The sequence below is a fragment of the Virgibacillus byunsanensis genome (genome assembly GCF_042675965.1).
Lineage (GTDB): Bacteria > Bacillota > Bacilli > Bacillales > Amphibacillaceae > Virgibacillus_R > Virgibacillus_R byunsanensis.
Genome location: NZ_JBHTKJ010000001.1, coordinates 1 through 25,955 on the forward strand (window position 1 = coordinate 1; position 25,955 = coordinate 25,955).

Below are 25,955 nucleotides of genomic sequence, written 5' to 3' on the forward strand. Positions count from 1 at the left end.
ATTCCGTTCTGGCGCGAGTTTATTCCGTTCTGGCGCGAGTTTATTCCGTTCTGGCGCGAGTTTATTCGGATGGGTGCAGGCACCATCCGAATAACTTAAAAGTCGGCACCCCATATGGGATGCCGACTTAATTATTGTTTAGTTATTTTTGTCTTTATTTTTACCTTTTGCTTTACCTTGTGATCCCATTACTACTTCTTCGATTTCATTACCAGCATAATCTACTGCAATAACGGTTACGAGTTGGCTTGGGTGTATATCCGTTAATTCATGTTTTGTTTCTCCGTTAACATAAGGAGATTCCAGAACTGATTCACCGTCAACTAAAACATCCCAAGAAGCAACTCCGCTCCCATCGCCATCATCCACTTCTACAGTAACCTCTCTGTCTCTTCGGTTAATTTCTGAATCCACTTCTGGCACCGTAGTATCAAGTAATACCGGCAGTTCTAATGACTGACTTTCTGCTCCTTCAAAATCAATTACACCTTCTGCTTGCAAGTAGTATTGACCCTCAGGTGCTGGTTTTCCCTCGATTGTTCCATCCCACGACCAATCACCACTCAAAGTATACATTGGACCGAATCCACTATCATAGAAATTTTTTCTAAGGAATTCTTCTTCTGTTAATGTACGGACTAGATTTTCGTCTTCATCCAATACGTTGAAGCTCATTTCTTTTGCATTTCTCAGGAAGGACAAGATCATCAGCGCGTCATCTTGTGTACCATCTCCATTTGGTGAAAATGCAATTTTTTCAGGATCAATTGCACCAGTTGCTAAGTCTTCACCAAGAAAACCATAACTTCCTCCGCCAAGATCTGTTACCACACCAGTGTAACCGTAATATGTCATTGGATCCCACATTGGTGTATCAAAGATTGGTGCATCATCCCATCCACCTTTGAAACCAACATATGGAACATTCAACTGTGGGTTGGTGTCAGATGGATCTGTTAATGTTACAAACCCTTCTAACCAGTATCCGTTTTCGAAATATGATTTTAATGATGCATCCCAATCACTTACATCAATTGTTACATCGATTGTAGTTGAACCGTTTGCTGGTACTTCTACTGAGCTTACTGACTCACCGTTGACGGTTGCTACATCACCTAGATCTAATGCTCCAAATAAGTTGGGTGCAGTAACATAGATACCTGCGTTTACTGGCGTATCTGTTTGAGCATTCGCCTCCACATCATACGTAACAGCTTCATCTGTGAAGTTTTCAACTGTCAATTCAAATGATACTTGATTTTCTGTAATTTCTTTCAACGCTACTTTTGCTTCGTTGGTTTCTGATTCCGTTACCATTACTGGTGTTGATAATGCTGCATGCAGCTGCATTAAACCAGCACCTTGTCGACGCGGTGAAACTGGTGCGCCTTGGAAATCTACTTGATCTGATGTATTCATTAGTAGATTTTTTGTTCGTAATACACGATCTGCATTTTCATAACCAAATTCTTCATCAATACGTTGCATAACAAGTGCACCACCACCTGAAACGTGAGGAGCAGCCATTGATGTACCACTCATTAAGCCGTATTCATCATTATTTAATGTTGACATAATTTGTCCACCTGGTGCGGTGATTTCTGGTTTGAAATCAAGGTTTGGCGTTAATCCCCATGATGTGAACGCACTCATTTGTCCTGCTGATGGATTAGCAATCGTTGTCGAGTCACCGTTAAATGTTACGGATACTGTCTGTCCATCTAGTAATGCTGCAGCAAGTGCGTCTCCATCACTTTTTAACATGAACAATTGTGGAATTACAATCGCGGGATCTGTCGCCATGCTGACAAGTCCGTCTGTATTATTGTAAATGAATATACCTGCTGCACCTGCTTCTTGTGCGTTAAGAGATTTATCGACAAAAGGATATTCTCCTCGTTGAACAAGTGCATATTTCCCTTCAAAATCTTTCCCTTCAAAATCAGCTGGTGCTCCAAGCCCTGCTTCTACAAGCTCATATGAAGATCCATCTGTAGGTGGCGGGGTCTCTCCTGCTGATAGGAAAGCAGCAGAATCTACTTCACCATTCAGTTCAAAGTCAACCGCTTCCACTTCCATAAATGAATTTTCATAGGATGCTACTTGCGTAGAGTCATAGGATACACCTGGTGATCCACTTACACCATAATCCGGATTAGATGCATATGGATAGAAGTAACCATCACCAAACAATGCAGAGTTCCCAGCTGAGATCGACATTAACACGCCGTTATCGACAGCACGGGAAACAGCCTGTTGCTCTGGTGAGTCCTCGTCCACAAAACCAGCTGTTGAACCTAGACTCATGTTCAATACATCAACACCTAGTTTAATAGAATCATCAATTGCTTTAATATAAATGTCACCATAGGTTGTCTGTACTTCCGGATTATTACCAAAAACTTTTAAAGCAAGTATTTGTGCTTCTGGTGCTATACCAGTAATACCACCATTGGCTTCATCACCATTTGCTCCAACCGTTCCCGATACGTGCATACCGTGCATCGATGCACCTGCAAAGTTTTCTGTGATTTCGTGGTCTTCATCCATATAGTTGTAGCCGTAAGGAACTTTTTCGGTATAAAAAAGACCTGGCAAGTCTTCCTCACCGATAGTTTCATTAACGGTCTCTTCGGTTAACGCTCCTGTGGTATTTTCGGAAAGGACCATGTCACGATGAGTAGGATCGATTCCGGTGTCAATAACACCAACAACCATACCTTCACCTTTATATCCGTAATCTCTCCAAGCCTGTTGAGCTTCAACCAAATCTTTACTGTAGGTCATATCTGGTTCAACTTCAGGCCGCTGGTATTCATTGGCGACATGTACCGTCTTGACGCCTGAAATACTCTTGATGTTTTCAATATCACCTTGTTTTACATCTGCACTGAACCCATTTACTACAGATGTAAACTCTTGATGGTATTTTGCATTTACATTTTTGCCTTTCATTTTATCCTTTACTGCTTTTTGCTTTGCCTTTGCTGCATTATTAAAATTTTTCTTTTCCTTTTTACTGAGATCTCCAAATTTAACGCCTCTCTTCGTAGCATTTTCAATAGGAGACTCACCTTCCATTTCCACAATTACTCTTAGTTCTTTATTCGGATCTGCTGTTTCTTTTAATTCTTCAGGAATAGTGTTAGGTTTCTTGGGTGCAATCTCCGGTAAGGATTGATTCATTGCAAATGATGTGTTTCCGAGAGCAAGTAAAAACACTACTAAAATTACTGCAATTCTCTTAAACATATATTGCCTCCTTATTAATATTTAAACTGCATGATCGAACCGTCCCCCTCCCCCTGAACGAACTAAGACTAATTATTCAGTTACATTGATTTTATCCAAAATCTAGTAATTGGACTAGCATCAAAAGTCATGGTTAGAATGTTTTATATTTTCTGTCCTTTTTGATTAAAACGGTTAAGTCGACTTTTTTACTAAGCGGATAGACCTATTTTGAATAAAAACAGATTTTCGGTTGGGAATAATAGATGTTTTGGAAGAGGAATGGTAGTTTTCTTTTTTAAGAAAATGCGTAATATAATTTATAACCTTAATGATGTATACTTCTGTTGTGGTGGCGCGGGGTTCATGGGACATGGTGCGAGTTTCAGGGGATGTCGCGCGGGGGTCTTGCGATGGCGCGCGAGTTTCTTGCGATGTCGCGCGGGCTTCATGCGATGGCGCGCGAGTTTCTTGCGATGGCGCGCGGGGGTCTTGCGATGGCGCGCGGGCTTCTTGCGATGGCGCGCGGGCTTCTTGTGATGTCGCGCGGGGGTCTTGCGATGTGGCGCGGGATTCTTGCGATGGCGCGCGAGTTTCTTACGATGTCGCGCGAGTTTCTTGCGATGGCGCGCGGGGGTCTTGCGATGGCGCGCGAGTTTCTTGCGATGGCGCGCGGGTTTCTTGCGATGTCGCGCGGGGGTCTTGCGATGGCGCGCGAGTTTCTTGCGATGGCGCGCGGGCTTCTTGCGGTGTCGCGCGGGGGTCTTGCGATGTGGCGCGGGCTTCTTGCGATGTCGCGCGGGGGTCTTGCGATGGGTGCAGTGCACCATCCCATGAAAAAAAGATTTTCTGCTTGGCAGAAAATCCTCTTATTGGTTCCGTACCTTTTTTGTGAATAAACGTTTTACTGTATCTGTGACTGGTTTTTTTCCGCCCATGACTAGCCCGGCTAGTTCGGCGAAGATATGTAGTAGTACTATCACGAAGAATGTGATGATTAAAGAAAGTGTCATGGAAGCATTGGAAAACAGGATGGCCATTATTCCGAATAAGGCGCTGAATCCATAGATAATCAGGACTGTTTTTCGATGACTGAATCCTGCTGCTAGTAGCTGATAATGGATGTGTTTATTATCGGCGAGCATGATGTTTTCTTTATTATATGCCCTTCTGACAATTGCAAATAGCGTATCAAATATTGGGACTGCTAGGACGACAACAGGTATGACAAAGCTGAATAACGCTATGTTTTTAAACAATCCTAAGATGGATATGACTGCGATCATATACCCAAGGAAATTGGAACCTGTATCCCCCATGTATATTTTTGCCGGATAAAAATTGTGATACAAAAAGCCGAGGTTCGCACCAATTAGTACGATACATAAGTATGCGGCCATTAGTTGCACATCAATAATTGACATGATGAAAATACTTGTTAATGCAATTGTTGTTACTCCTGTTGCCAGGCCGTCCAACCCATCGATCAAATTGATTGCGTTTGTAATGCCTACTACCCATAAGACAGTAACGAGCACACTTACAAATCCTAGATCAACCATTCCAATAATTGGTAAGGTGATCCGTTCAATGATAAGCCCAGATGAAATAAGGAACGAAGCTGCAATCAGTTGACCGGACAATTTTACAACCGGTCGAATTGTATAGCGGTCATCCAATGCACCTGTGATTAGGATGACAATTGCACCGAGCATTATTTCTGGTAAATGGGGATGGCTTGGCTGCAAATAAAGTGCACCTAAAAAAACACCAAGAAAAATGGCTAGTCCACCTAACCTTGGTGTCACTTTTGTATGTATTTTTCGGTAGTTGGGCAAGTCAACTGCGCCCCACTTAATCGCGATTTTTTTGACGGGATATGTTAGTAGGAATGATGAAACGAGCGCTATTGCAAATGCGATAATTAAATCCGTATAATTAAACATAAAATTCTCCTACAAGTCAGTGATGATATTCCATGATGTAATTTCAAATTTCAATCCAATGTAATTGCCTTAAATTATACCGAATATATAGGTACTTAAGCAACTATATTCGACAGACTTTGAAATAGGTAGTTCCAATCACGTTCATTTCAGACTTCCTATACCCTTCATAATAAATGTGACTGTTTGTTTCATTTCCATTTCATCATCCCATTTTCGATCAGGTTGAATGATGAAACGAGTAATCATAAATCCGATAATGGGTGGTATAATCATGCGTATTAATGTCTCGTTTGGAAGGTCTTGTATATCGCCCTTCTCTTTATAAAAATCAAGTGCTTTGTTGAATGCGGGATATACTTTTTCGATAAAAGTATCCTTATATGTTGATTGGATTTCCGGGTGAAACGCTAATTCCTGCAGCAGAATTTTTAACATTGGTAAATTGGCTTGTGCAAATGCAAAGCGATTTTTAATAAATGTATATAATAAGTCCTCGAAATGTTCATAGTCTTCCCGAAACACTTGATCGACCAATTTATCAGCGAAAACGGGTGCGGAAAAACTGGTGATAACCGGTGTGACAATTGTGATGAGCAGATCTTTTTTGGTGCGGTAATGGCGGAAAATCGTGCCTTCAGCAACACCAGCTCGTTTGGCTATTTCGCTTGTGGATGTGTTGTAGTAGCCTTTTTCGGAAATAATTTCGATAGCCGCTTCGATTATTTTTACTTGTTTGGCTGTCATATTTTCTTCTTGACTGAGCGTTTCCACCATTTGATGGAGCGGTGTTTGATCTATTTCTGACATGTTTATTTCCCCCTAAGCGTTGATTCCCATTTATAGCTTTCGGTGCCGCTTCAGAGCTAGGATATTCAGCAGTATGAATACAAATGAAAATCCAATTAAAATACCGATGTCACCCATCACATTGGATAGGTTTTCACCGCGTATCATAATTTCTTTTAATGCATTGGCCCCGTAAGATAGTGGCATTATTTTCCCAATCGCATCAAGCCAGGCTATGGACTCTGTATGAAAGAGGCCTGCAAAGAAAACTTGTGGGATGATTACGATCGGAATGAACTGAATCATTTGAAATTCATTCTTTGCGTAAGCCGATAATAGGGTCCCCAGACTAAGTGCTGTGATCGCTAACAGGAATGCAACGATAAGGACAGCTACAAACGATCCGACCATATAAATGTCGAGTACATAGATGGAAAATGCTGCTATAATAATCGATTGTAAAACGATAAAAATACCAAATCCGCTTAAGTATCCAATAACAATTTCCCAGCGTTTTAAAGGAGTTGCCAACAGGCGTTCTAGTGTACCCTGCGTTCGTTCGCGCAGAAACGATACGCCACCAATGATAAATACAAAAAAGAATACGAAAAAACCGATCAGGACAGGACCAATATTATCAAATAAGTTTAAATCAGTTGTTCCATGGAGAAAGTCCACTTCGATTTCTAATGCATTCGGATTTAGTTGTTTGGATGATTCATTTAGGACACGCTGTACGGCCGAAGTAGCAGTTGGTTCGCTTCCTTCCATTGTTATGTTCATATTCATATCATTCCATACAACATGGGCATCGATTGATTTTTCCTGCAGGGCATGTTCGGCTTTATGTTGTGTCATTTCGATAATTTCAGCATCCTGCTCCTGAAGGTTGTCTTGCAGTTGGCTTGGTACATTGGTAACGGCAATCGTTGGTTCGTACTGCTCCATATCTAACACAAGCCATAGTAATGTCATGACAAATAACGGAGCAATCATCATCATGGCTATGCTTCGTTTATCGCGCAGGAATTGATGGATGATACGTTTTATAATGGCACGAATTCGCATCAGTTACACCTCCATTCTGCTTTTTCCATAATGCAGAAATGCTTGTTCCAACGTTTCTGTTTCACTTCTATTTTTCAAGTCGCTTGGGCTGCCTTGTGCGATTACATAGCCATCACGCAGCAAAGCTAAGCTATCACATTTTTCCGCTTCGTCCATGACGTGTGTTGTAATAATGATGGTTGTTCCTTGCGTTTGCAGATTTTTAAGGTCCTGCCAAATCGAAGCACGAAGGACGGGGTCGATTCCGACAGTTGGTTCGTCTAGAATGAGCAAGTCTGGTTGATGTAGAAGTGCAACCGCTAAGGACATCCGGCGTTTCATTCCGCCTGAGTAGTTTTCGAGGGTTTTGTTGAGGTGGTCGGATAGGTTGACGACTTTGGCCACTTCCTCGACACGTTGTTGTCGTTGCTTTTTTGAAATTCCATAGATGCTTGCGAAGAACTCCAGATTTTCCTTTGCTGTTAGTTCACTATACAGTGCATCCGCTTGGGCCATGTAACCAATTTGCTGCATTTGTTTCAGTGAGGGCATTTTGGTGTCGGCGATATGGACACTCCCATTAGTTGGTGTCAGTAATCCAATCATGATTTTTACTAAAGTGGTTTTTCCAGATCCAGATGGGCCAAGCAGCCCAAACAGTTGCCCACGCGGGATTTGTAAGTTGACTTTCTGTAATACAACCTCTTTCTCATAGCTGTGTTGAATACTATCCAAGTTAACAAATGACATAACGCAAACCTCCTCCTGTGAGTGATTACTCACTCTTATATTAGCGCAATCCACCCATACTCGTAAAGAAATACTCTTCGACATAAATCGCTAAAACCGGGAAGTGACAGGCACCAAACTTTTGGCATGATAATCTTGTGGTTTGCATACATTTTATAGGACATATTTTCTTCAGGGAGGCAGGACAGATGCAGTTCTATTATGGGAGTCAGATGCCGCTTAGGGTGCTGGATGAGGCTGAGTTTTGGAAGGAACAGGAATCAGAGCACACGGTCGTGATGCGGGAACTCATGAGTGATTTGGAACAGGAATATGTGGATGCATTAAAACGCTGGGAGGACGTACTTAATACGACCCATCAGCAGGTGAAACGGTATGTGGAGACTGTCGTTCGGAGTGATAATCAACTTTCTCCTCAACTTTACCAACAGGTACTTGAGCTTGTGACTTTCTGTTTGCAGGAGAGTGTTGCCTTTACTCAATTCTGTAGACAGGTAAAAAGTGAAAGTAAAGCAGCCACTGCAAATCCAACAGCACGAGTTGTGATCGACCACATTATTGACGAATCGGACTATTTCATTGGTATAGCACAGACTATTTTATATAATAAACATTAGCTTTATTGACAGGTGTTGCTACTTAAGTAGGGACACTTTTTTATTTTCCTTTCATTCACACACTACACACCTTATAATATGATATAGACTGTAATAAACATATAAAAGGTAGGTGGAGCGCAATGAGGGATCATGTTTTGATTGCAAAAACATGTATGCTAGCGGGTAAAATTATGCTTGAAAGTGGTGCGGAGACATATCGTGTAGAAGATACAATGACGCGGATAGCAACTGCTTTTGGTCTTCAGAATGCGCAAAGTTATGCTACACCTACTGGAATAAATTTTTCCACTGATTTTTCTGAGGCAACGAACTTTATGCGAATTTCCAATCGGTCCACAGATTTACATAAAATTGCTGAAGTAAACAATATTTCACGAAAAATCACAGCTGGTGAGGTTGAGTTGGACAAGGGACTCACTTTACTAAGCAGTATTGATAAGGGAAGTTTTTCGTTTCCATACTATGTTCAAATTTTAGCAGCGGCGTTTGTTAGTGGAAGTTTTACGATCATGTTCGGTGGAAGTGGGGTTGATTTTATACCCTCTTGTATTGCTGGTGGAGTAGGTTTTGCTGGGATGCTAGGTGTCGCCCGTCTGGTAGAAATAAAATTCATAGCCGAGTTTTTTGCCTCGTTTATCATTGGAATTGCTGCGGTACTTTTTATCACGAATGGTATTGGCGATTCGATGGACAAAATCATTATTGGTGCGGTCATGCCGTTGGTCCCTGGTTTGCAAATTACTAACGCAGTTCGTGATTTAATGGCAGGGCATTTGGTTGCTGGGGTCTCCAAAGGTGTGGATGCAATCTTGACCGCATTCGCTATTGGTGCTGGTGTTGCTGTTATATTTACATTTATGTAGTCAGGATAATTTTTATAATGAAAGGACTGAGGTTCGATGATTCTCGCACAATTAATCACAAGTTTTATAGCTGCAGCAGGGTTCGGCATACTGTTTAACGCTCCAAAAAGAGCACTTATTCAGTGCGGGTTGATTGGGATGCTTGGTTGGATTTTATATTATATGCTTGTACAAGAAGGGATGGACGTTGTACCTGCAACGATATTCGGTGCGATGCTTGTTGCCGCGCTAAGTCAAATTTCTGCAAAAGTTTTTAAGACACCAATCATTATATTCAACGTTTCGGGCATTATCCCACTTGTTCCCGGCGGAATTGCTTATGATGCGATGCGCCACTTTGTAGAAAACGACTATTATACAGGTGTTCAACTATCAGCAAAAGTTATGCTGTTGGCAGGAGGAATTGCGATGGGGCTCGTATTTTCAGAAGTCGCTAATCAAATTATTCGAAAGTTTTCGGGTAAAACGAAAGGCTCGTCATAAGACAAGCCCCCTATGAATAAAAATTATGATGGCAATAGACATTACGTAACAGCATTTTCGGTTTTATCCGGTGTAGCCGCGTCAATCATAAGAAAGATTGCGGAAATGATATGCATAATCATTCCGACAAACGGAATCCAACCTATACATGACGTAACAATACCTAAAATACTTCCTGTTGATGCTCCACCTTCTTTTGTTGTAAGTACTAATGTAATAATGTGCAATACGAGCATGACTAAAAGTGGCGTCCAAAAAAGACTTAAGATAAACGCCCCACCAAGCCCGGGTATGCCTAAAAACGCCTCAAACGCACCCGTAATCCATTTCATGATTCGTGATGTTGACATACAATCCCCCCATTACTTCGACTAATAAATATACTATAGTTTACCACTACATGATACCCCTGTCGAAATAATTACGTGCCTTTTGCTGCCGTGAAAAATAATACGATTGCAGTTATAATATGCATAACCATTCCGACGACCGGGATCCACCCAATACATGAGGTGATTATCCCAATTATACTCCCACCTGTTGCTTCGTCATCTTTTTTACTCCAAATTAATGTAATGATGTGGAATATTAACATGAAAAAAAGTGGTGTCCATCCTTGACTTAATATATATGCTCCTCCTAATAATGGGATACCAAGCAACGCCTCCAATGCTCCTGTAACCCATCTTAAAATGCGCGATACCGACATGTTGATCTCCTCCGTTCTATCGTGCTGACTAATCTTATAAAATAATATTCCCTACTTGTCACGTGATAAGTCATTGAATGGTTAAAATGAGGTTGATTTTCTGCGGATGCAGAAAATCTTCCTTGCTGGTGTTGTAGGGTGCGCGACTTTTATTGGATATCGCGCGACTTTTAGCTGTTATGGCTCGACTTCCTCTCATATCGAGCGACTTTTCCTAACTGATGCGCGAGTTTTTTACTTTCTTGTGCGACCTCAGCCCGTTCATGCGCGACTTTATTTAAAAATTGATTTTCTGCGGATGCAGAAAATCTTCCTTACTAAATTGCTTAGATCTCCCTCTCCTGCGTTGCACTGCTTTCGGCCTGAGTTGCACAGCTTCTGGCCTGAGTTGCACAGCTTCTGGCCTGAGTTGCACAGCTTCTGGCCTGAGTTGCACAGCTTCTGGCCTGAGTTGCACAGCTTCTGGCCTGGGTTGCACAGCTTTCGGCCTGGGTTGCACAGCTTTCGGCCTGGGTTGCACAGCTTTCGGCCTGGGTTGCACAGCTTTCGGCCTGGGTTGCACAGCTTTCGGCCTGGGTTGCACAGCTTTCGGCCTGGGTTGCAAGCGGTGCGATTCCATGCACCGCTTGCATGAAAAGGCTCCCTGCTGTAGCAGGGAGCCTTCATCAACTTATGCTTCTTTCTTTTTACGATTTACAACTTTTCTAGTCAGGTCATCAAAGAATGTGTATACTACTGGGATTAACAATAGTGTGAACATACTTGATATGGTTAAGCCGAAGATGATTGTTACAGCTAATGGTTGCTGCATTTCGGCACCTTGGCCTAGAGCTAGTGCTAATGGTACCATGGCTAGAACCGTTGTTAGGGTGGTCATTAGGATTGGGCGAAGACGGCTTTGTCCTGCTTCTAATATAGCTTCGTATCGGTCCATGCCGTTTCGCCGTAGTATATTTATATAATCGACCAATACAATCGAGTTGTTCACCACAATTCCGGCGAGCATGATTATCCCAATGAATGCTGGGATGCTTAACGGCAATCCGGTTACGAATAGCCCTAGCATGACACCTACGACAGTTGCCGGCATGGAGAACATGATGATGAATGGGAATAGGAAGTTCTCAAACTGGATTGCCATGACTGCGTATACTAGGAATATGGAGAACACTAAGGCTAGTGCAAGGTCAGAAAATGACTCTGCCATGTCCTGTGCTTGCCCGCCAATTGTATAGCTATAACCTTCTGGCATGTTTAACTCTTCAAGTTCTGTTTCAATATCAGCTACAACACTCGCTAAATCCCGATCGACAACATCACTTGATACGTTCAGTTGTGGCTGCTGGTTTTCCCTTGTTAAGGTTACAGGTCCTTGCATTTCCTTGAATTCTGCTACTTCTTCAAGTGGTATAACAGCTCCAGACTGTGATTGTACTTTCATATCCTGCAAATCACTAATCGTGCTGCGTTCATCTTCTGGATATAACAATGTCACATCCATTTCCTGACCTTCTTCACGGTACTGGGTTGCCATTTGCCCTGTAAATTGCAGCTGGATCTGGCTCCTGATTTGTTCCTCGTTCAAGCCATATACTGCTGCTTTCTCTTGATCCACTGTAATTGTTAACTGTGGTACACCGTCTGATGCACCAGATTCTGGGTTATAGACACCGTCAACAGTCGAAATTTGGGAGATAACTTGATCCGCTACTTCATTTAATACCTCATGTTGTGGCCCGTTTAATTGGATTTGAACGGGACTTCCCATATTCATGCCACTGTCTGTTGCACTTACGGTAATTTCAGCGCCAGCGATGTCTTGAAAATCCTGATCCATTTGCTGCACCATTTCTGTTGTTGTCTGATCGCGATCGTTTGCTGGGACAAGCTGCATTGTATAGGTTGCTTGATTACCGCTTCCACCCATTCCAACAAATCCGCCACCACCAACGCTGACATAGCTCGTTTCTATTTCTTCATCATAATCACCTAAACTTGTGTTCACTTTTTCAACGATACTTTCTGTGTGAGCAAGTGAGCTACCAGGAGCGGTTTCCACGCGAATTTCTATTTGCCCTTGATCAGAGGAAGGGATAAATTCCGCACCGATTAATGGTGTTAATGCCAGACTTCCGGCAATTGCAAAAATGGTTCCGAATACAGTTGTTTTACGGAATCGTAATACACCTTTTAACACACGCTTATAAGCACTTTTAACACGTTCCAATAATCGGTTAAACCAGTACCTGCGTCCTTTTTCCTCATCTTCCATCGCTTTGGATAAAAGTTTAGATGAAAGCATTGGTACTAATGTTACTGCAACTACAAGTGCTGTAATTAAGGAAAATGATACAGCTAGGGCAAGTGGTGTAAACATATCGGATGCAATACCTTCCACATAAACAATTGGCAGGAATACGACCAATGTAGTTGTTGTAGAAGCAATTACGGCTGGTGCCAGTTCGGATGCACCTTTTATAGCTGATTCCACCAGATTGTATCCACGTTTCCTGTACGAATATATATTTTCCAGGATAACGATCGAACTGTCGACCATCATCCCGAGTCCGAGAGCTAATCCACCTAGTGTTAGTACGTTTAATGTCTCACCAGTGAAGTACAGTAGCGTGAATGTAGAAATAATCGCAATTGGAATCGATACACCGATAACGATCGTTGCACGAATACTTTTTAAAAATAACAGTAAAATAAATACCGAGATTGCGCCACCAATAAGAATGTTTTTGACAACGGAGTCGACCGACATTTGAACGAATTCAGATGTGTCGATAATGGTATCCAGGTTTACATCACCTGGTAATTCTCCCTTGATCTCATCCATTCCCTCTTTAATATTGTTGGCCACTTCAACTGTATTACTATCGGTCTTTTTCATAATTGATAGCACAACAGACGGCTCCCCGTTTACAAGGGTTAGAGATGTTGGTTCCTTATACGTGTCCTCAACAGATGCAACATCTTCCACATGAACAGTAGCCCCAGTTCCAGTTTGAATAATCGTTTGTTCAATAGCTTCAATTGACTCAAATTCCCCTGTTACCCGGAGCTCAAGGTCTTTATTACCTTTTTCCACGACACCACCTGAAGAGGACTGATTGGTACTATTAAGTGATTGGATTATTGTTTGTGGGGTGACTCCATATTGCTGGAGTGCGGCCTGATTTAGTATTAACTGAATTTCACGCTCTTTTGCTCCTTCGATAGATACGGATGCAACACCGCCCTGACGTTCAAAAAATGGAACGATTTGGTCGTCAGCAACATCTGTTAATGCTGCAGCATCTTCACCCGTTAAACCAACCCACATAACAGGTAGTTGATCTGGATTGAAGCGCATTATTCTAGGCTCTCCCGCTCCTTGTGGTAAGAACCCTTTTGCTTGATCTATATTTTCACGAACATCGAGTAATGCTTGGTCCAAATCTACCCCGTTATTGAACATCATCATGACAAGTGACGTTCCGGATTGAGATTGGGATTGCACGGTTTCAATACCTTCTACCGAGCTAACTGATGATTCGATTGGCCTACTTATTAAATTCTCTATTTCCTGTGGTGCAGCGTCTTGATAAGATGTTGCGACTACAGCGATTGGTAAATCAATTTTTGGAAAAAGATCGATTGTCAAACTGCGCACCGAAACGATTCCAAGCGCAATAACCGCAAGAACAATCATGATGACGCCGACTGGACGCTTTACGGATGTATTTACTAGCTTCAAGAATTATTCCCCTCTTTCACGTTCACCTTGCTACCATCTGAAAGGGTTAGTTGGCCATTGATAACAACCTCTCCCCCCTCGCTGACTTCCCCTTCAATAGCTGTTTGATCAGATTGTGTTTCCGTTATGGTAACTTGCGTTTTTATTGCTTCATCATTTTTAATGATATACACAAATGAATCATCTGTTTCTTCGACGATCGCTGCTGTTGGCACTAAAATAGTATTGTTTATACGTTGCTCGGTAACTTGCATGACGGCTATCATACCTGGTAATACATCTCCGTCATCATTATCGATTGTTGCCTCAACCGGATATAGCCCTGTATCATCAGGCATTGTACTGATAGACGTAACTTCTGCTTCATATTCTGTATCATTTATGAGTGCTGGATAAGACGTTTCTTTTTCAAACAGTTCACGAATGGTTGATGTCACCGTAAATTGCAATTTAATGGTTTCAAGTTCCGCTATTACAGCTAAAGGTTCTGAATCAGACACCATTGCACCTTCTTCAGCATTTAAGTTAGTAATCTCACCATCTGCTGAGGCATATATATTCTGATTCCCTGCAGGGCTTTGAATGGTTGCTATTAAGTCGTCCTCTTCAACTATGTCCCCGTTTTCCACTTCTAATATATTTACCTTACCTGGATTTTGCACTATTATAGGTGTTGTACTGTTTGGGGCAGTACGTCCATAGACGGATTTCTCAACTACTAAATCTCCTTTTGTTACTTCTGCTGTTTCAACAGGCGTAATTCTTTCCTCGGCTTCATCGCTTGTTTCGTCATTTTGATTACAAGCAACAAGTAAAATCATCAGAATAATTGCTGCTATGCTTAAACGTATTTTGTTCATCGTTGAAACTCCTCTCTAATAATAGATGCTTTAATCTAAAAGTTCTATATGTAACAGCTTAGCAATTTGCTCGCTCTCCTCTGTTAATTCTGGGATTCGTTGAAAATGTGCAAGCATGCCTTGAATCATAATAAGTTTTGGGTTATTTTTTACAACCTCGTGCAGTACAATATCAACTACTTCATGTAATTGCTGCTGTTTTTCAGTAGAAAGCTGTAACTGATTTATTTTCGTTTTTATAGTGCTGAGCAGTTTAGATACCTCTTGTTCATTTACTTGATTCTGTTGAAGATCCAAGTAAGCTTCAGGTATGTTTTCCATCGTAATTAACGGACGATCATCTTGTTCAAGCATTCCTTTGACAATGTCATCTAGTCGTTTCACAAGGAATCCACCAACTTTTTTGTCCTCGATCGCAATGTCATCAATGACTATCCATTTGAAGTATCCATGCATCAATCCTTCTAATTGAATAATCGTATCAACTAAGAAACCATTGATGGTGTCACCATATATCGCACTTATATTTTCCCTGATCCAATGGAAATTTTGCATCTTCATTTGCAAAATCAGCTTATCTGTATTCTGTCCAAATGATATATTTTCACGTAAGTGCATGATAATAAAATCTTTATAGTTGTATATGTACTCCGTAAATACATCAATTTGTTTGGCTAGGCTTTCTTTAGCGGGGAGCTGTTCTGCTTTAACAAGCTCTATTCGCTCAGAAATTTGTGTATTATAAAATTGATAAGCCATTACAATAAAATCCTCTTTGGATTGGAAGTATAAGTAAAATGCTCCCTTTGATACACCTGCCTCATTAGCAATTTCCTGGATAGATGTCTTATGATAGCCTTTTTCCGCAAATAACTTTATACCTGATTCAATTAATTTCATTTTCTTCACATTCATCGTAATCACCTGCTTCTTTTACGAACCATTCGCATTATTAGTTTCACTTAATTTAACTGTACTAACCAGTCAGTCATTATCGATTATACTTTCACACAACATCCATAATATCGTTACACATTGTGTAATGCAAGTGGAATTTTCATGTCATTAATTCGATAGAATGACTACTTGGTCAGAAAACAAAAACGTAAGCGACCCGTTTAGCGACGTATGAGGCTGCACCCGCGCATCGTGGGTGGGTCGACGTTGGGCGCTGGAGCTGACGCAGCTTAAAAGTTACTTAAATTATACAGTTTCTCCTTAAGAATTTTAAAAAACCGCTCTGATCACCATTGTGACCAAGCAGTTTCTCATCGAATACTTGTATGTTGAAAGCTTGTCCAGGGTCTTGCCCCAAAAAAAATACTACGATGTTGATGAGCAATAATTTGACTGGTGCGTTTGAATTGCGAATCAAATGCACTTCTAGACACGTTTGCATAAATACCAGTACCGTCATTAAAAGCCACATATGTTTTGGCATCTCGTTGTTCGTAAAAATCAATTTGATAATAGGAAAACCAAATACAATCTTTATTTTTTGTTGATGAGGATGGTAGCATGTAGACCCCTTTATCTGGAATCACAGGGACAGGTAACTTACTGCTGCTTTTCAAAATTTCTTTAACAGCTTCCTTTCTCCCGTGTAAGGTAGAACCATATAATAAACAGCTATTGTCCAAGATCTGCTCAGGTTTGTGGATAGAATATCGTTCTGTCTGCCCTTCTAATATACGTGCTTTGTAATAAGATGAATCTTTCGTCATGATTGCTTTTGTCTGTTGCGTAATTATATATACTGCTGTCAAAACATCCCCCCGCCCCTCCAAAACACTTTTATAAGACCATTGTACTATTTGTTATTTGAATTATCTATTACTTTATGTAAATGTTCATAAATAGCCCTAATATGTCGAAATAAAAGTAACGCTAAAAGATTGGAGGCTAGTTATATGGATGTAGCAGCAATGTCTATAGCCTTGTCAAACCATCAGGTGAAGTCCGAGTCAAGCTTAGCCGTGATGAGTAATGTAAAGGGCTTAGCCGAACAGCAAGGCCAACAATTAGTTGATATGCTACAGCAATCAACCGGAACACCAGCATCCCACCCATCTCTTGGAAATCGATTAGATGTGAAAATTTAACATGGTTCCTGAAATGGTAAAATCCCCTGTCGTTTTGCAGGGGATTTTGTAATTGATGCCCAAAATAGGTATATGGAAAGAATTCAAATCAATTTAAAGATTAATCTTCATCATCCATGGTATCTTCATTTGTTGCATCATTACCATTTTCACCGTTGCCACCGTTTTCACCATTTCCACCATTTTCTTCATCCATTAAACCATCATCTTCATTCATACCATTATCGCCATTATCACCATTCATACCTCCATTATCGCCATTATCATCATCTGGATTCAATGGAGCTTCATCTTCTTCAACCGGTGATTCATCTTCGATTGGTGCATCATCTTCTGCTGGGTCTTGTTCATCATCAGTTCCACATGCAGTAATCAAAGCCAGCGTCAAAACAGGGGCGCCAAATTTTAGAAGCATTTTTCTATTCATGGGTTTTTCCTCCTTTAGTAGTTCTGTATCGATTTTAGCTTAACCATTTTCAGTAAAGTGATACTTGAATTAATGGTACTCCATATAAGTTTTCCCCGATTGTTCGTTTTAAACCAAAAAATATATTTTATTGAAAGAAAAAAGGGAACCAACTTATAAATTCTTATTCGCTTAGAAAACTTGGCTTATCGTTAAAGGAATTCTTAGTAAGCGTACTTGGCTTTCTTAGAAGCCCTTATGCTCTGGAGTGCAAGCCTTAATGGCGGAAGCCTTAGTTGCACTGATGCAGATTAAGAAAGATTTATACTTTCTTATCTGCGAACAAAAACTACAGGCGCCTTGAAAATGCTTATTCATATAAAAGAACCCATCTACGTAAATGGGTTCTACAGCATTCTCACCTATTTTACTGCAAACATAATCTCCGCTTCACATGCTACTTCGCCGTCAACGGTTGCAATGGCTTTTCCTTTTCCAATCGGACCTTTTATACGGATAATTTCAACGTCTAATTTCAGTTGATCTCCAGGCTTTACCTGCCGTTTGAACCGGCATTTATCAACACCGGCTAAAAAACCGATTTTTCCTTTATTTTCTTCCATTCCTAAGACAGAAATTGCTCCTACTTGTGCTAGCGCTTCAAGGATTAACACGCCTGGCATTACAGGATAATCGGGGAAGTGACCTTGGAAAAATGGCTCATTGATCGTTACGTTTTTTAAACCTACAATACGCTTTTCCTCTTCTTCTAAAACCTTATCCACTAATAAAAAAGGATAACGGTGAGGAATAACATCTTTTATCTGTTCTATTTCCATATGTAAATCGCTCCTAATCTTCTAATTTTTATGTATGAAACAACTCGTTCATAAGATACCCTCATTATAGCAAATAAAAGGTTGACTATACACGATTTGACGTAATTAATAATGAAATCCAAAAAGGAGGTTACTCGATGCTTTGAACATTCACTAGCTACTCATTTTATATATGTACTCGGTTTTTCTTTTGAAATTGCCGGTGAATTCATTCCTCATCGTACTAATTGTACGCTTAATAACCAGAGTACCTTAACTCAATATTCCTCAAATTTCGATAAAAACCGGGAAGTGACAGGCACCTAAAGAACAAAAACGCAAGCGCCCGTTTAGCGACGTATGGGCTGGACATATCCGCATGAGATAAAGGAAACACGAAGAGCGGTAGCGAATCGATGTTGACTTATCGTAAGGAGGATAAGGAAGCCCACTAGTCGTTGGGCGCTGGAGCTGGACGTGGCTTAAGCAGTTAATAAATTATCCACAGGCTCCTAATTTTATAATTTCCTAGACAAAAATAAAAGCATGCCTAGCTGAGGCATGCTTTTATTCTTGTGTTACGATATCAATGATATGTTGCCATGTATCTTTTTCAAGGGCGTCTCTTGGCGTGCCATCTCCAAGAATTCCATAACCAACCATTAACCCTAGTGCTAATGCACCTGCAGCAAGCAGAAGAACGAAAATCACCCTTAACCAAATTGGAAAAATACGACGTCTTGGCTTTTTGTTTTTACGTTTTTCTTCTTTTTGTTTTTTCTTTTGTTGTTTACGAGTCAGTTTGTCAGATGTCTGTTGCTCCTGTTCTCTTGACTTCTGTCTCGCTCGCTTTTTTGATTGATCTTGTTTTTTATTTGACTGCTTTCGTGTAACAGGTGTTTCTGATTGTTTGGTTGGCATGACTTGTTTCCCCTTACTTCTGTTAACGATTCGTAATCCTATTCTCTACAGAATTACTATAATTTATTTTATTACTTTTCGTCAATCATTAATTTTTTTGTTATCTAAGCTGATTGATGAGCCCCTGCATCTGATCACCCATCGAAATCGTTCTGGAGTTAAATTGATAGGAGCGCTGAGCAGTAATTAAATCGGTCATTTGTTTGGATATATCAACGTTCGAGTTTTCGAGTGCGCTACTTTTTAGCAGAGATTCATTTGGATTTGTAGCTTGAATAATTTCATTAACATCAAAACCAAGTGCTGCTAAATCAGGTAAACGAAATTCATTTTGTCCCGCTGCCTCCAGGATCCTAGGACGAACAGCTTCCACTACTTCGATATTCCCAACAGCTTCTGTTACGTTACCACGCCTTACTTCAATTTGTCCGCTTGGTTGAATGTTGATTTCATCGAACCCTGCTGCAAATAGAATTGGCCCATCTGCACCCATAACTGGGTTACCATCCTTGGTTGTGAGCATTACATCCTGGTTGTTGTTAACTGGACTTAGATAAAATGCCCCATCACGTGTGTAACGCGTTTGGGCAACACCGTTTTCCGTTACCTCAACTTGGTACAGATGATTGTCGCCAAGCAATGCCGTATCCAATACGCGACTAGTATCTTTAATCGTTCCAGGAGATAAATCAATATTCGTTGAACCTAACCTAGCTCCTGAGCCAATTCGAACACCATCCGGGGTGAGACGTCCTTGAGCATTCTCAGGTCCTGACATGTTGTCGATTTGCTGAAATAAAAGGGAAGCAAAATCTGCTTGTCGATTTTTATAGCCGGTCGTTTGGCTATTCGCCATATTATTTCCAATTAAATCTAACTTACTTTGCAGCTGATTCATGGTTACCGCTGCTTGGATCATACTTCGTGACATAAAAATCCCTCCTTATTCTAGCCTAATCGACCTATTTCACTAACTGCCTTACCCATACTCTCATCATAAGCCTTTAACACTCGTTGATTGGTTTCAAACATACGATATGATTCCATCATTTGCGTCATGGATTGCAGCGAATCAACATTAGATTGCTCAAGAAAGCCTTGTTGTATAGTAAATGTTGTTCCTTCCGGTAAGGCCCCAGCATCCCCACTGAACAACCCATCACCCTCTTTTGCCAATTCATTAGCATTTTCTGTATATGCGATACCAAGTGGAGTTGTTTCTCCTTCAACCTGTAAGAGTCCGTCTGGTGTTACATCAAACTCCATTCCATTTGTCTGAACTGGATTACCTGCATCATCGAGAACATAGTACCCTTGTGTTGTTACCAAAAAACCATCCCCGTCCACTGTGAAGTTACCATTTCTCGTATATCGAGCTTCACCTTCTGCATTTTGCACCGTGAAAAAAAGTGAACCTGTTTCATCTGGAATGGTGCCATTAACAAGTGCCATGTCTGTCGAAATCCCCGTATCACGGACACTTCCCTGAACATGGTTTGGTACTGTTTCATGGACGTAAACGCCAGTATTTAACGACCCAATTGGGTTTTGTGTAGGTAAGTTCAGTCCATTTTGCGTTGGAATATTAGATGATCCCATTTGATGCATAAGCATCTCAGGAAATGCACGCATTGTAGTTTGATCTGCCTTGTAACCAGGTGTGTTTGCATTTGCAATATTATTAGATAATGCTTCCTGTTGGCGTTGCTGGGTCATCATCCCACTTGCTGCAGTGTAAAATCCTCTTAGCATGACGTGAAACCTCCCTCGATTTGCAAAATTATATTCAGTTAGCACATACTTTTAAATAATTTTTCTGCGTTCAATTTTATCGATGTTTTCTAGCATCATACCTGTTCCTTTTGCGACACAATCTAAAGGGTCCTCTGCAAGAAATACAGGTACCTTCAGCTCTTCTGCGAGTAATTGGTCGATCCCATGAATTAATGCTCCACCACCAGTTAGAATTACACCACGATCAATAATATCAGCGGATAATTCAGGTGGTGTACGTTCCAATACTGATTTTGCACCTTGTGTAATCAGTGATACTGGCTCTCGTAGCGCTTCTTCAATTTCATCGGAATATACTGTTATCGTTCTTGGTAACCCTGAGACCATATCTCGGCCACGTATGTCCATTTGTTCATTACGTGCATTTTGAAAAACGGTTGCTACATTTATTTTAATATTTTCTGCTGTGCGTTCCCCAATTAAGAGCTTATATTTTCTTTTTATGTATTGAAGTATTTCTACATCAAATTTATCCCCAGCCATTTTAATGGATTCGGCTGTCACAATATCACCCATTGAAAGTACAGCAACATCAGTAGTTCCACCACCAATGTCAACGATCATATTTCCACTTGGTTGAAAAATTTCCATTCCAGCTCCAATAGCCGCCACTTTTGGTTCTTCTTCTAAGTAAACTTTTTTTCCACCAGACTTCTCGGCTGCTTCCTTAATCGCCTTTTGCTCAACCTTGGTAATATTAGTTGGACAACAGATCAGCATTCTAGGTTTGGACATAAACCCACGAACATTAATTTTATTTATAAAATGCCTTAGCATTGCTTCTGTAATATCAAAATCAGCAATTACACCATCTTTTAATGGACGAATTGCATCAATATTTCCAGGTGTTCGTCCGACCATGCGACGCGCAGCCTCACCAACCTCAAGTACTTTTCCTGTAGTGCGATCAATTGCTACGACAGATGGTTCATTTAAAACGATACCTTTGCCCTTTACATGAATCAACACATTGGCAGTACCAAGGTCAATTCCGATATCCCTAGAGAACATGAACAATAACCTCCTGCTTCAATTACTTTCCCGCATCGTTCAGATATGTAAAACTTTTTGGCAAATCGTCAAGTGCTAATGACGAATACGAAAGTTTTCTCTAATTTCCACAACTATAACTGAACACAACGCTATTAGTATAATATTTTACCACAAAAATCTACAATTAACTTCAAAATCCGGAAAATTATTAGATTTTGTATTCATTTTTCTACAAACCAAAAACGCAGCTGAAATTCAGCTGCGTTTTTGGCAGGATTTTGCTTCCCATTAACTTGTTCAAATACATCTTCCTCATGTACCTTCATTATTAACCATTTTCCGGTTTGACATCACCTCCTTTATGTCGGTGGTGCTTTATGCCAATCGTATTCATAATTAATATTAGATAAACTAAGTATTCGCCAAGCCTTTATGGCGAATGGCCTAGTTGCTCTTATGCAGATAAGAAAGGTTTATACTTTCTTATCTACTAAACGCATTGCTTAGCCAACTGGATTTGCTGTTTCATCGATTGCAGGCTCTACTTGATATTTTTTGCGAGTTGCTTCGCCTCCGCGGAGATGGCGAATTGATTTATGGTATTCGAGAATTTCCTTTACTTGGTTAGCAAGCTCAGGATTTATTTCTGGCAAGCGTTCTGTAAGATCTTTGTGGACTGTGCTTTTAGAAACACCAAATTCTTTTGCTATCATACGGACAGTTTTCCTTGTCTCCACGACATATTTACCTATCCTGATAGTCCTTTCTTTGATGTAATCGTGCACACCGTTCGCCTCCCTAAGTTGGATATTTCCGAGGTGTGAAATGAGACAAGGTGATGCTAATTTCAAGCGGCTCACTTATCTACTTTTAATGCAGCGCTGTGCAGCTATGTAGGTTGCTAAGTTTGAAAAAAAGAGTTTGTTTTACATATAGTAGAGCTTATAAACGAGGACAAGTATTGTTATGTTTGGCGATTTACTGTATGTATTTATATATGCGGCTGGTTGTTGCATTATTCGAGAAGTGATTAGAAAAACACTAAAATTGAAAGCCACACAAGCTCTCACCTCAGACTTTACTGATTGCTTGGTTTGTAACATTTTATTAATAAAAGAGTGCGATTATGATTAAAATTACATGTTTAAGCAGGAGGACAAGAAGTATTTTTTGAAATTTAAGAAAATTTAACTTTAAAGGTGTTACTGATGATTATTTCAGCCATTAGAAAACTTGGCATTCGTTAAAGGGAATCTTAGTAAGCGAACTTTGCTTTCTTAGAGTCCCTTATGCTCTGGAGTGCAAGCCTTTATAGCGAATGGCCTAGTTGCACTTATGCAGATAAGGAAGTTTTATACTTTCTTACCTGCTAAAAAAAACTGACTGTACGTAAGAATGGGATATTTCCAATCTTACGTACAGTCAGCGTTTTTTATTAAAAGAAAAAAGGGTTACGTCCTAGATAATTTCTTTTACCACCAAATACTTTTCATTAATCAACTCCACCTAAACCTGGATCAATATTTAACAACAGAACTGGTTCAGCGATAGCGGTTCCTGATGAAAGAGATATTAAAATGGTTAAGGAAGTAATGCCTACTAACAAATAAAACTGTTTCATTACTATTCCTCCTCGATTATTCTTATATGCTCATAACCCTTTTTTCTTTTTAACTACTTACAATTACCCAATTCCCTTAACGCGTTTAAAGGTAACCTGCTGAAGAAATGGTCACTTCGTTCTTCAACAAAACTTTTATATGATTGAAGTAATATGTCTTTATTTTGTTCTGCCATACCTAAATAATATACTCTAAACGGTGAATTAATTGGTATATCCTGCAAGATTTCTTTTGACTTTAATAAGTTACCTTTTGCTATTTCGATATGAGCTTGTTCGCTTTTATCATCAGTCGAAATCCCTTCTACCTTTTGAAATACAGCTGATAAAAATGGAATGTTTTGTTGCTCAATCACATTCTTAATATTTTTTAAGTTGTGTTTATTCGTTATTTTTAATGCTTCAGAAAGATGATACATTCCTTGAAAATAGGTATCGAATGTGTAGGTCAGTCCAAGGTTTACATGGAGGTTTGCCTTTGTTTTAGGGTTAGATGTCTGATTTAACACCCGGAATGCATATTTCCGAGCCATAATAAGTTCATTTCTCACCCAGTAGTACAAAAATAAATGTTGATACAGTCTGTTATTAAAATTTGAAAGAAGATATTGGTCTTCCACTTCCACAAATAACTGTTGTTGTTGATCCAAAAAATTTCCTACTCTATCAAATTGGTTCAAATCATAATAGGCAGCGATTTTCAAGAATTCAATTAAACATTTAAGTTCTGGTTCATCTGTTTGAAAATTATTTAATAGTTGTAGGATAGTTTGTGGTGTTTTTTGCATCTTTTTACGGTCAAGCATCATTTGATACACGGTTGCCCAACTTTTATGTGATGGACAGTTTATTTCGCTGTTTTTATTAATTAAAATCTGTAAATCATTGTAATAGCCATTTATATATAAAAATTCCATTCCTTTTTTAATGATTTCACTCGAAGTAGATTGTAAGCAGAATTTACGTATTAATTCATTTACAGTTGCCTGATCATGCTCATGTGTTAACACTAAAATAAGTTGACTCATTGTTAGATCATTTGTATTTTTCATCGAGATAATAGAGTTGGGTATAATGTTTAATTTAGGTTTATCCATCTGCTCCCACTCCTTTCTGATCATAAAGACTTGGGTACAACCTCATCACATTAGTGACGATGTAAATATCTTTCAACAATACGTAACATAATGTACTATTATTATATATACTAACACAGATTTCATAGTGAATTTGCAACAATCACTCGACATTTTCTGCAAAAAAATAAACCCTAGTAGTATTTTACTAGGGTTATCAAAATCATTTCCGTTTGATTATGCATTTGAAGTTGAAGCTGATGAATCAGATGTTTCATCTGCTGGATTTTCATCGTCTGCTTCAGGTTCTTGATCCTCATCTTGATCTGGATCTTCTGTTTCTCCATTTGGATCCTCAGTTTCTCCCTCATCTGGTGCTTCAGATTCATCATTCGCATCCTGGTTAGCACTATCCAATTCACTTACTGACTTGTTAAAAAATTCTTCTGGATTAAATTCCTTGCCATCTTTTCTGATTTCAAAGTGAACATGTGTGCCATTGTCCTGACCAAATAAGTTTTTGCCTGCTGTTCCGATGCTGTCACCTTGCTCGACATCATCGCCAGCTTTAACACTAATTTCTCCCAAACTTGCATAATATGTCACGACATCATTGTCATGTGACAATGTAACAACATTTCCTAAGAGTGGGTCTTCCTTTACTTCCGTTACGGTACCACTTAAGGATGCCGTTACACTAAATGCTTCTCCGTTAGCCGCTGCAATATCAATGCCTGTGCTTTGGTAATATCTGTTATTATACAGAATCAAAGCATTCTCTTGATCTTCTTGATCTGCGTTGTAATCAAAAAATTTAGTTACGATTTCTGCTTGATCTTGATCCTCTACAGGCATTCTAATTATTTCTTGCTGGCCGACAACAGATTCTGCGTCTTCATCATACGGATTTGGTGTATAGTCCTCAGTAACTTCCTGATCATCTTCAACCTCAGGAATTTGGTTATCCAAATTCTGATACCATACCACAACCGTTAAAAGTACTGCAGCAATTGTTAGATACATTGCTGGGAAAAACCACTTCTTGCGGAAAATTCGGCTCCACTTATTTTTTGAAGCACCATTGTTTTCCTCTTTCATATGATCATCACCTCAACAACCATTCTGATCAGAAAAAGGAAATACTATACATTATTTGAAAAAAATTTACTCTTTTTATGTGTTTT

At 39.9% G+C, this 25,955-nt stretch carries 26 protein-coding genes; 5 read left to right on the top strand and 21 right to left on the bottom strand.

The features are described 5' to 3' along the window. Positions 1 to 138: 138 nt before the first annotated feature. Entirely contained in the window at positions 139 to 3,252 is a 3,114-nt protein-coding gene (locus tag ACFQ3N_RS00005; protein WP_390358341.1) for a S8 family serine peptidase, read from the bottom strand. 392 nt (positions 3,253 to 3,644) lie between these two features. Between ACFQ3N_RS00005 and ACFQ3N_RS00010 the strand changes: the two genes are divergently transcribed. Beyond that, on the top strand, positions 3,645 to 4,130 hold the full coding sequence (locus ACFQ3N_RS00010; protein WP_390358343.1) for a hypothetical protein: 486 nt from the start codon (positions 3,645 to 3,647) through the stop codon (positions 4,128 to 4,130). Here ACFQ3N_RS00010 and ACFQ3N_RS00015 read toward each other — a convergent pair. The 4 genes from ACFQ3N_RS00015 to ACFQ3N_RS00030 form a co-directional block, all read right to left on the bottom strand. Then, positions 4,101 to 5,177, bottom strand: a complete 1,077-nt coding sequence (locus ACFQ3N_RS00015) for a glycosyltransferase family 4 protein (RefSeq protein ID WP_390358345.1) — start codon at positions 5,175 to 5,177, stop codon at positions 4,101 to 4,103. The two genes, ACFQ3N_RS00010 and ACFQ3N_RS00015, sit on opposite strands and share 30 nt — an antisense overlap. A gap of 144 nt (positions 5,178 to 5,321) precedes the next feature. Further along, positions 5,322 to 5,987 carry a TetR/AcrR family transcriptional regulator gene (locus tag ACFQ3N_RS00020; protein WP_390358347.1) on the bottom strand — a complete coding sequence of 222 codons (666 nt, stop codon included), beginning with the start codon at positions 5,985 to 5,987 and terminating at the stop codon, positions 5,322 to 5,324. A gap of 30 nt (positions 5,988 to 6,017) precedes the next feature. Beyond that, the gene (locus tag ACFQ3N_RS00025; protein ID WP_390358349.1) at positions 6,018 to 7,034 is read right to left on the bottom strand and encodes an ABC transporter permease; all 1,017 of its coding nucleotides are present in this window, start codon (positions 7,032 to 7,034) and stop codon (positions 6,018 to 6,020) included. 3 nt (positions 7,035 to 7,037) lie between these two features. Beyond that, positions 7,038 to 7,763: an ABC transporter ATP-binding protein gene (locus ACFQ3N_RS00030; protein ID WP_390358350.1), complete on the bottom strand. Its 726-nt coding sequence runs from the start codon at positions 7,761 to 7,763 to the stop codon at positions 7,038 to 7,040. Positions 7,764 to 7,951: 188 nt separating this feature from the next. On the opposite strand from ACFQ3N_RS00030, the gene ACFQ3N_RS00035 reads away from it, so the two are divergent. The 3 genes from ACFQ3N_RS00035 (at position 7,952) to ACFQ3N_RS00045 (ending at position 9,729) form a co-directional block, all read left to right on the top strand. After that, positions 7,952 to 8,380, top strand: coding sequence for a DUF2935 domain-containing protein (locus ACFQ3N_RS00035; RefSeq protein WP_390358352.1), 429 nt, complete (start codon positions 7,952 to 7,954; stop codon positions 8,378 to 8,380). A gap of 122 nt (positions 8,381 to 8,502) precedes the next feature. Beyond that, on the top strand, positions 8,503 to 9,246 hold the full coding sequence (locus ACFQ3N_RS00040; protein ID WP_390358354.1) for a threonine/serine exporter family protein: 744 nt from the start codon (positions 8,503 to 8,505) through the stop codon (positions 9,244 to 9,246). Between the two features lie 36 nt (positions 9,247 to 9,282). Further along, positions 9,283 to 9,729, top strand: a complete 447-nt coding sequence (locus ACFQ3N_RS00045) for a threonine/serine exporter family protein (RefSeq protein WP_390358355.1) — start codon at positions 9,283 to 9,285, stop codon at positions 9,727 to 9,729. 41 nt (positions 9,730 to 9,770) lie between these two features. Here ACFQ3N_RS00045 and ACFQ3N_RS00050 read toward each other — a convergent pair whose 3' ends face one another. From ACFQ3N_RS00050 to ACFQ3N_RS00075, 6 genes are all read right to left on the bottom strand, one after another. Beyond that, on the bottom strand, positions 9,771 to 10,079 hold the full coding sequence (locus ACFQ3N_RS00050) for a hypothetical protein (protein WP_390358357.1): 309 nt from the start codon (positions 10,077 to 10,079) through the stop codon (positions 9,771 to 9,773). Between the two features lie 71 nt (positions 10,080 to 10,150). Further along, entirely contained in the window at positions 10,151 to 10,438 is a 288-nt protein-coding gene (locus ACFQ3N_RS00055; protein ID WP_390358359.1) for a hypothetical protein, read from the bottom strand. 670 nt (positions 10,439 to 11,108) lie between these two features. Next, a complete protein-coding gene (locus ACFQ3N_RS00060) occupies positions 11,109 to 14,180 on the bottom strand; it encodes an efflux RND transporter permease subunit (protein WP_390358361.1) in 3,072 nt (1,023 codons plus the stop codon). Further along, the gene (locus ACFQ3N_RS00065; protein ID WP_390358363.1) at positions 14,177 to 15,040 is read right to left on the bottom strand and encodes an efflux RND transporter periplasmic adaptor subunit; all 864 of its coding nucleotides are present in this window, start codon (positions 15,038 to 15,040) and stop codon (positions 14,177 to 14,179) included. Before ACFQ3N_RS00065 ends, ACFQ3N_RS00060 begins: the two co-directional genes overlap by 4 nt. Positions 15,041 to 15,070: 30 nt before the next feature. Continuing rightward, positions 15,071 to 15,955, bottom strand: coding sequence for a TetR/AcrR family transcriptional regulator (locus ACFQ3N_RS00070; RefSeq protein ID WP_390358365.1), 885 nt, complete (start codon positions 15,953 to 15,955; stop codon positions 15,071 to 15,073). 353 nt (positions 15,956 to 16,308) lie between these two features. Beyond that, positions 16,309 to 16,806 carry a competence protein ComK gene (locus ACFQ3N_RS00075; protein WP_390358366.1) on the bottom strand — a complete coding sequence of 166 codons (498 nt, stop codon included), beginning with the start codon at positions 16,804 to 16,806 and terminating at the stop codon, positions 16,309 to 16,311. A 144-nt stretch (positions 16,807 to 16,950) separates the two neighbouring features. Here ACFQ3N_RS00075 and ACFQ3N_RS00080 point away from each other — a divergent pair, with 144 nt between their 5' ends. Further along, positions 16,951 to 17,142, top strand: a complete 192-nt coding sequence (locus ACFQ3N_RS00080; protein WP_390358367.1) for a YjfB family protein — start codon at positions 16,951 to 16,953, stop codon at positions 17,140 to 17,142. 100 nt (positions 17,143 to 17,242) lie between these two features. Here the strand turns inward: ACFQ3N_RS00080 and ACFQ3N_RS00085 are convergent, their stop codons facing one another. The 10 genes from ACFQ3N_RS00085 to ACFQ3N_RS00130 all read right to left on the bottom strand — a co-directional run bounded on the left by ACFQ3N_RS00085 (position 17,243) and on the right by ACFQ3N_RS00130 (position 25,869). Then, positions 17,243 to 17,569, bottom strand: coding sequence for a hypothetical protein (locus ACFQ3N_RS00085; protein WP_390358369.1), 327 nt, complete (start codon positions 17,567 to 17,569; stop codon positions 17,243 to 17,245). Between the two features lie 401 nt (positions 17,570 to 17,970). Next, complete coding sequence (gene fabZ, locus ACFQ3N_RS00090; RefSeq protein ID WP_390358371.1) at positions 17,971 to 18,387, bottom strand: 3-hydroxyacyl-ACP dehydratase FabZ; 417 nt, start codon at positions 18,385 to 18,387, stop codon at positions 17,971 to 17,973. A gap of 546 nt (positions 18,388 to 18,933) precedes the next feature. After that, entirely contained in the window at positions 18,934 to 19,287 is a 354-nt protein-coding gene (locus ACFQ3N_RS00095) for a DNA-directed RNA polymerase subunit beta (protein WP_390358373.1), read from the bottom strand. A gap of 100 nt (positions 19,288 to 19,387) precedes the next feature. Continuing rightward, entirely contained in the window at positions 19,388 to 20,218 is an 831-nt protein-coding gene (locus ACFQ3N_RS00100) for a flagellar hook-basal body protein (RefSeq protein ID WP_390358375.1), read from the bottom strand. 17 nt (positions 20,219 to 20,235) lie between these two features. Then, positions 20,236 to 21,039, bottom strand: a complete 804-nt coding sequence (locus tag ACFQ3N_RS00105; RefSeq protein WP_390358377.1) for a flagellar hook-basal body protein — start codon at positions 21,037 to 21,039, stop codon at positions 20,236 to 20,238. A 51-nt stretch (positions 21,040 to 21,090) separates the two neighbouring features. After that, entirely contained in the window at positions 21,091 to 22,092 is a 1,002-nt protein-coding gene (mreB, locus tag ACFQ3N_RS00110; RefSeq protein ID WP_390358379.1) for a rod shape-determining protein, read from the bottom strand. A 485-nt stretch (positions 22,093 to 22,577) separates the two neighbouring features. After that, positions 22,578 to 22,859: a sporulation transcriptional regulator SpoIIID gene (gene spoIIID, locus ACFQ3N_RS00115; protein WP_390358381.1), complete on the bottom strand. Its 282-nt coding sequence runs from the start codon at positions 22,857 to 22,859 to the stop codon at positions 22,578 to 22,580. A gap of 707 nt (positions 22,860 to 23,566) precedes the next feature. Then, on the bottom strand, positions 23,567 to 23,695 hold the full coding sequence (locus tag ACFQ3N_RS00120; protein WP_390358383.1) for a hypothetical protein: 129 nt from the start codon (positions 23,693 to 23,695) through the stop codon (positions 23,567 to 23,569). A 53-nt stretch (positions 23,696 to 23,748) separates the two neighbouring features. After that, positions 23,749 to 24,792: an AimR family lysis-lysogeny pheromone receptor gene (locus ACFQ3N_RS00125; RefSeq protein WP_390358385.1), complete on the bottom strand. Its 1,044-nt coding sequence runs from the start codon at positions 24,790 to 24,792 to the stop codon at positions 23,749 to 23,751. Between the two features lie 216 nt (positions 24,793 to 25,008). Then, the gene (locus ACFQ3N_RS00130; RefSeq protein WP_390358387.1) at positions 25,009 to 25,869 is read right to left on the bottom strand and encodes a peptidoglycan DD-metalloendopeptidase family protein; all 861 of its coding nucleotides are present in this window, start codon (positions 25,867 to 25,869) and stop codon (positions 25,009 to 25,011) included. Positions 25,870 to 25,955: the final 86 nt, after the last annotated feature.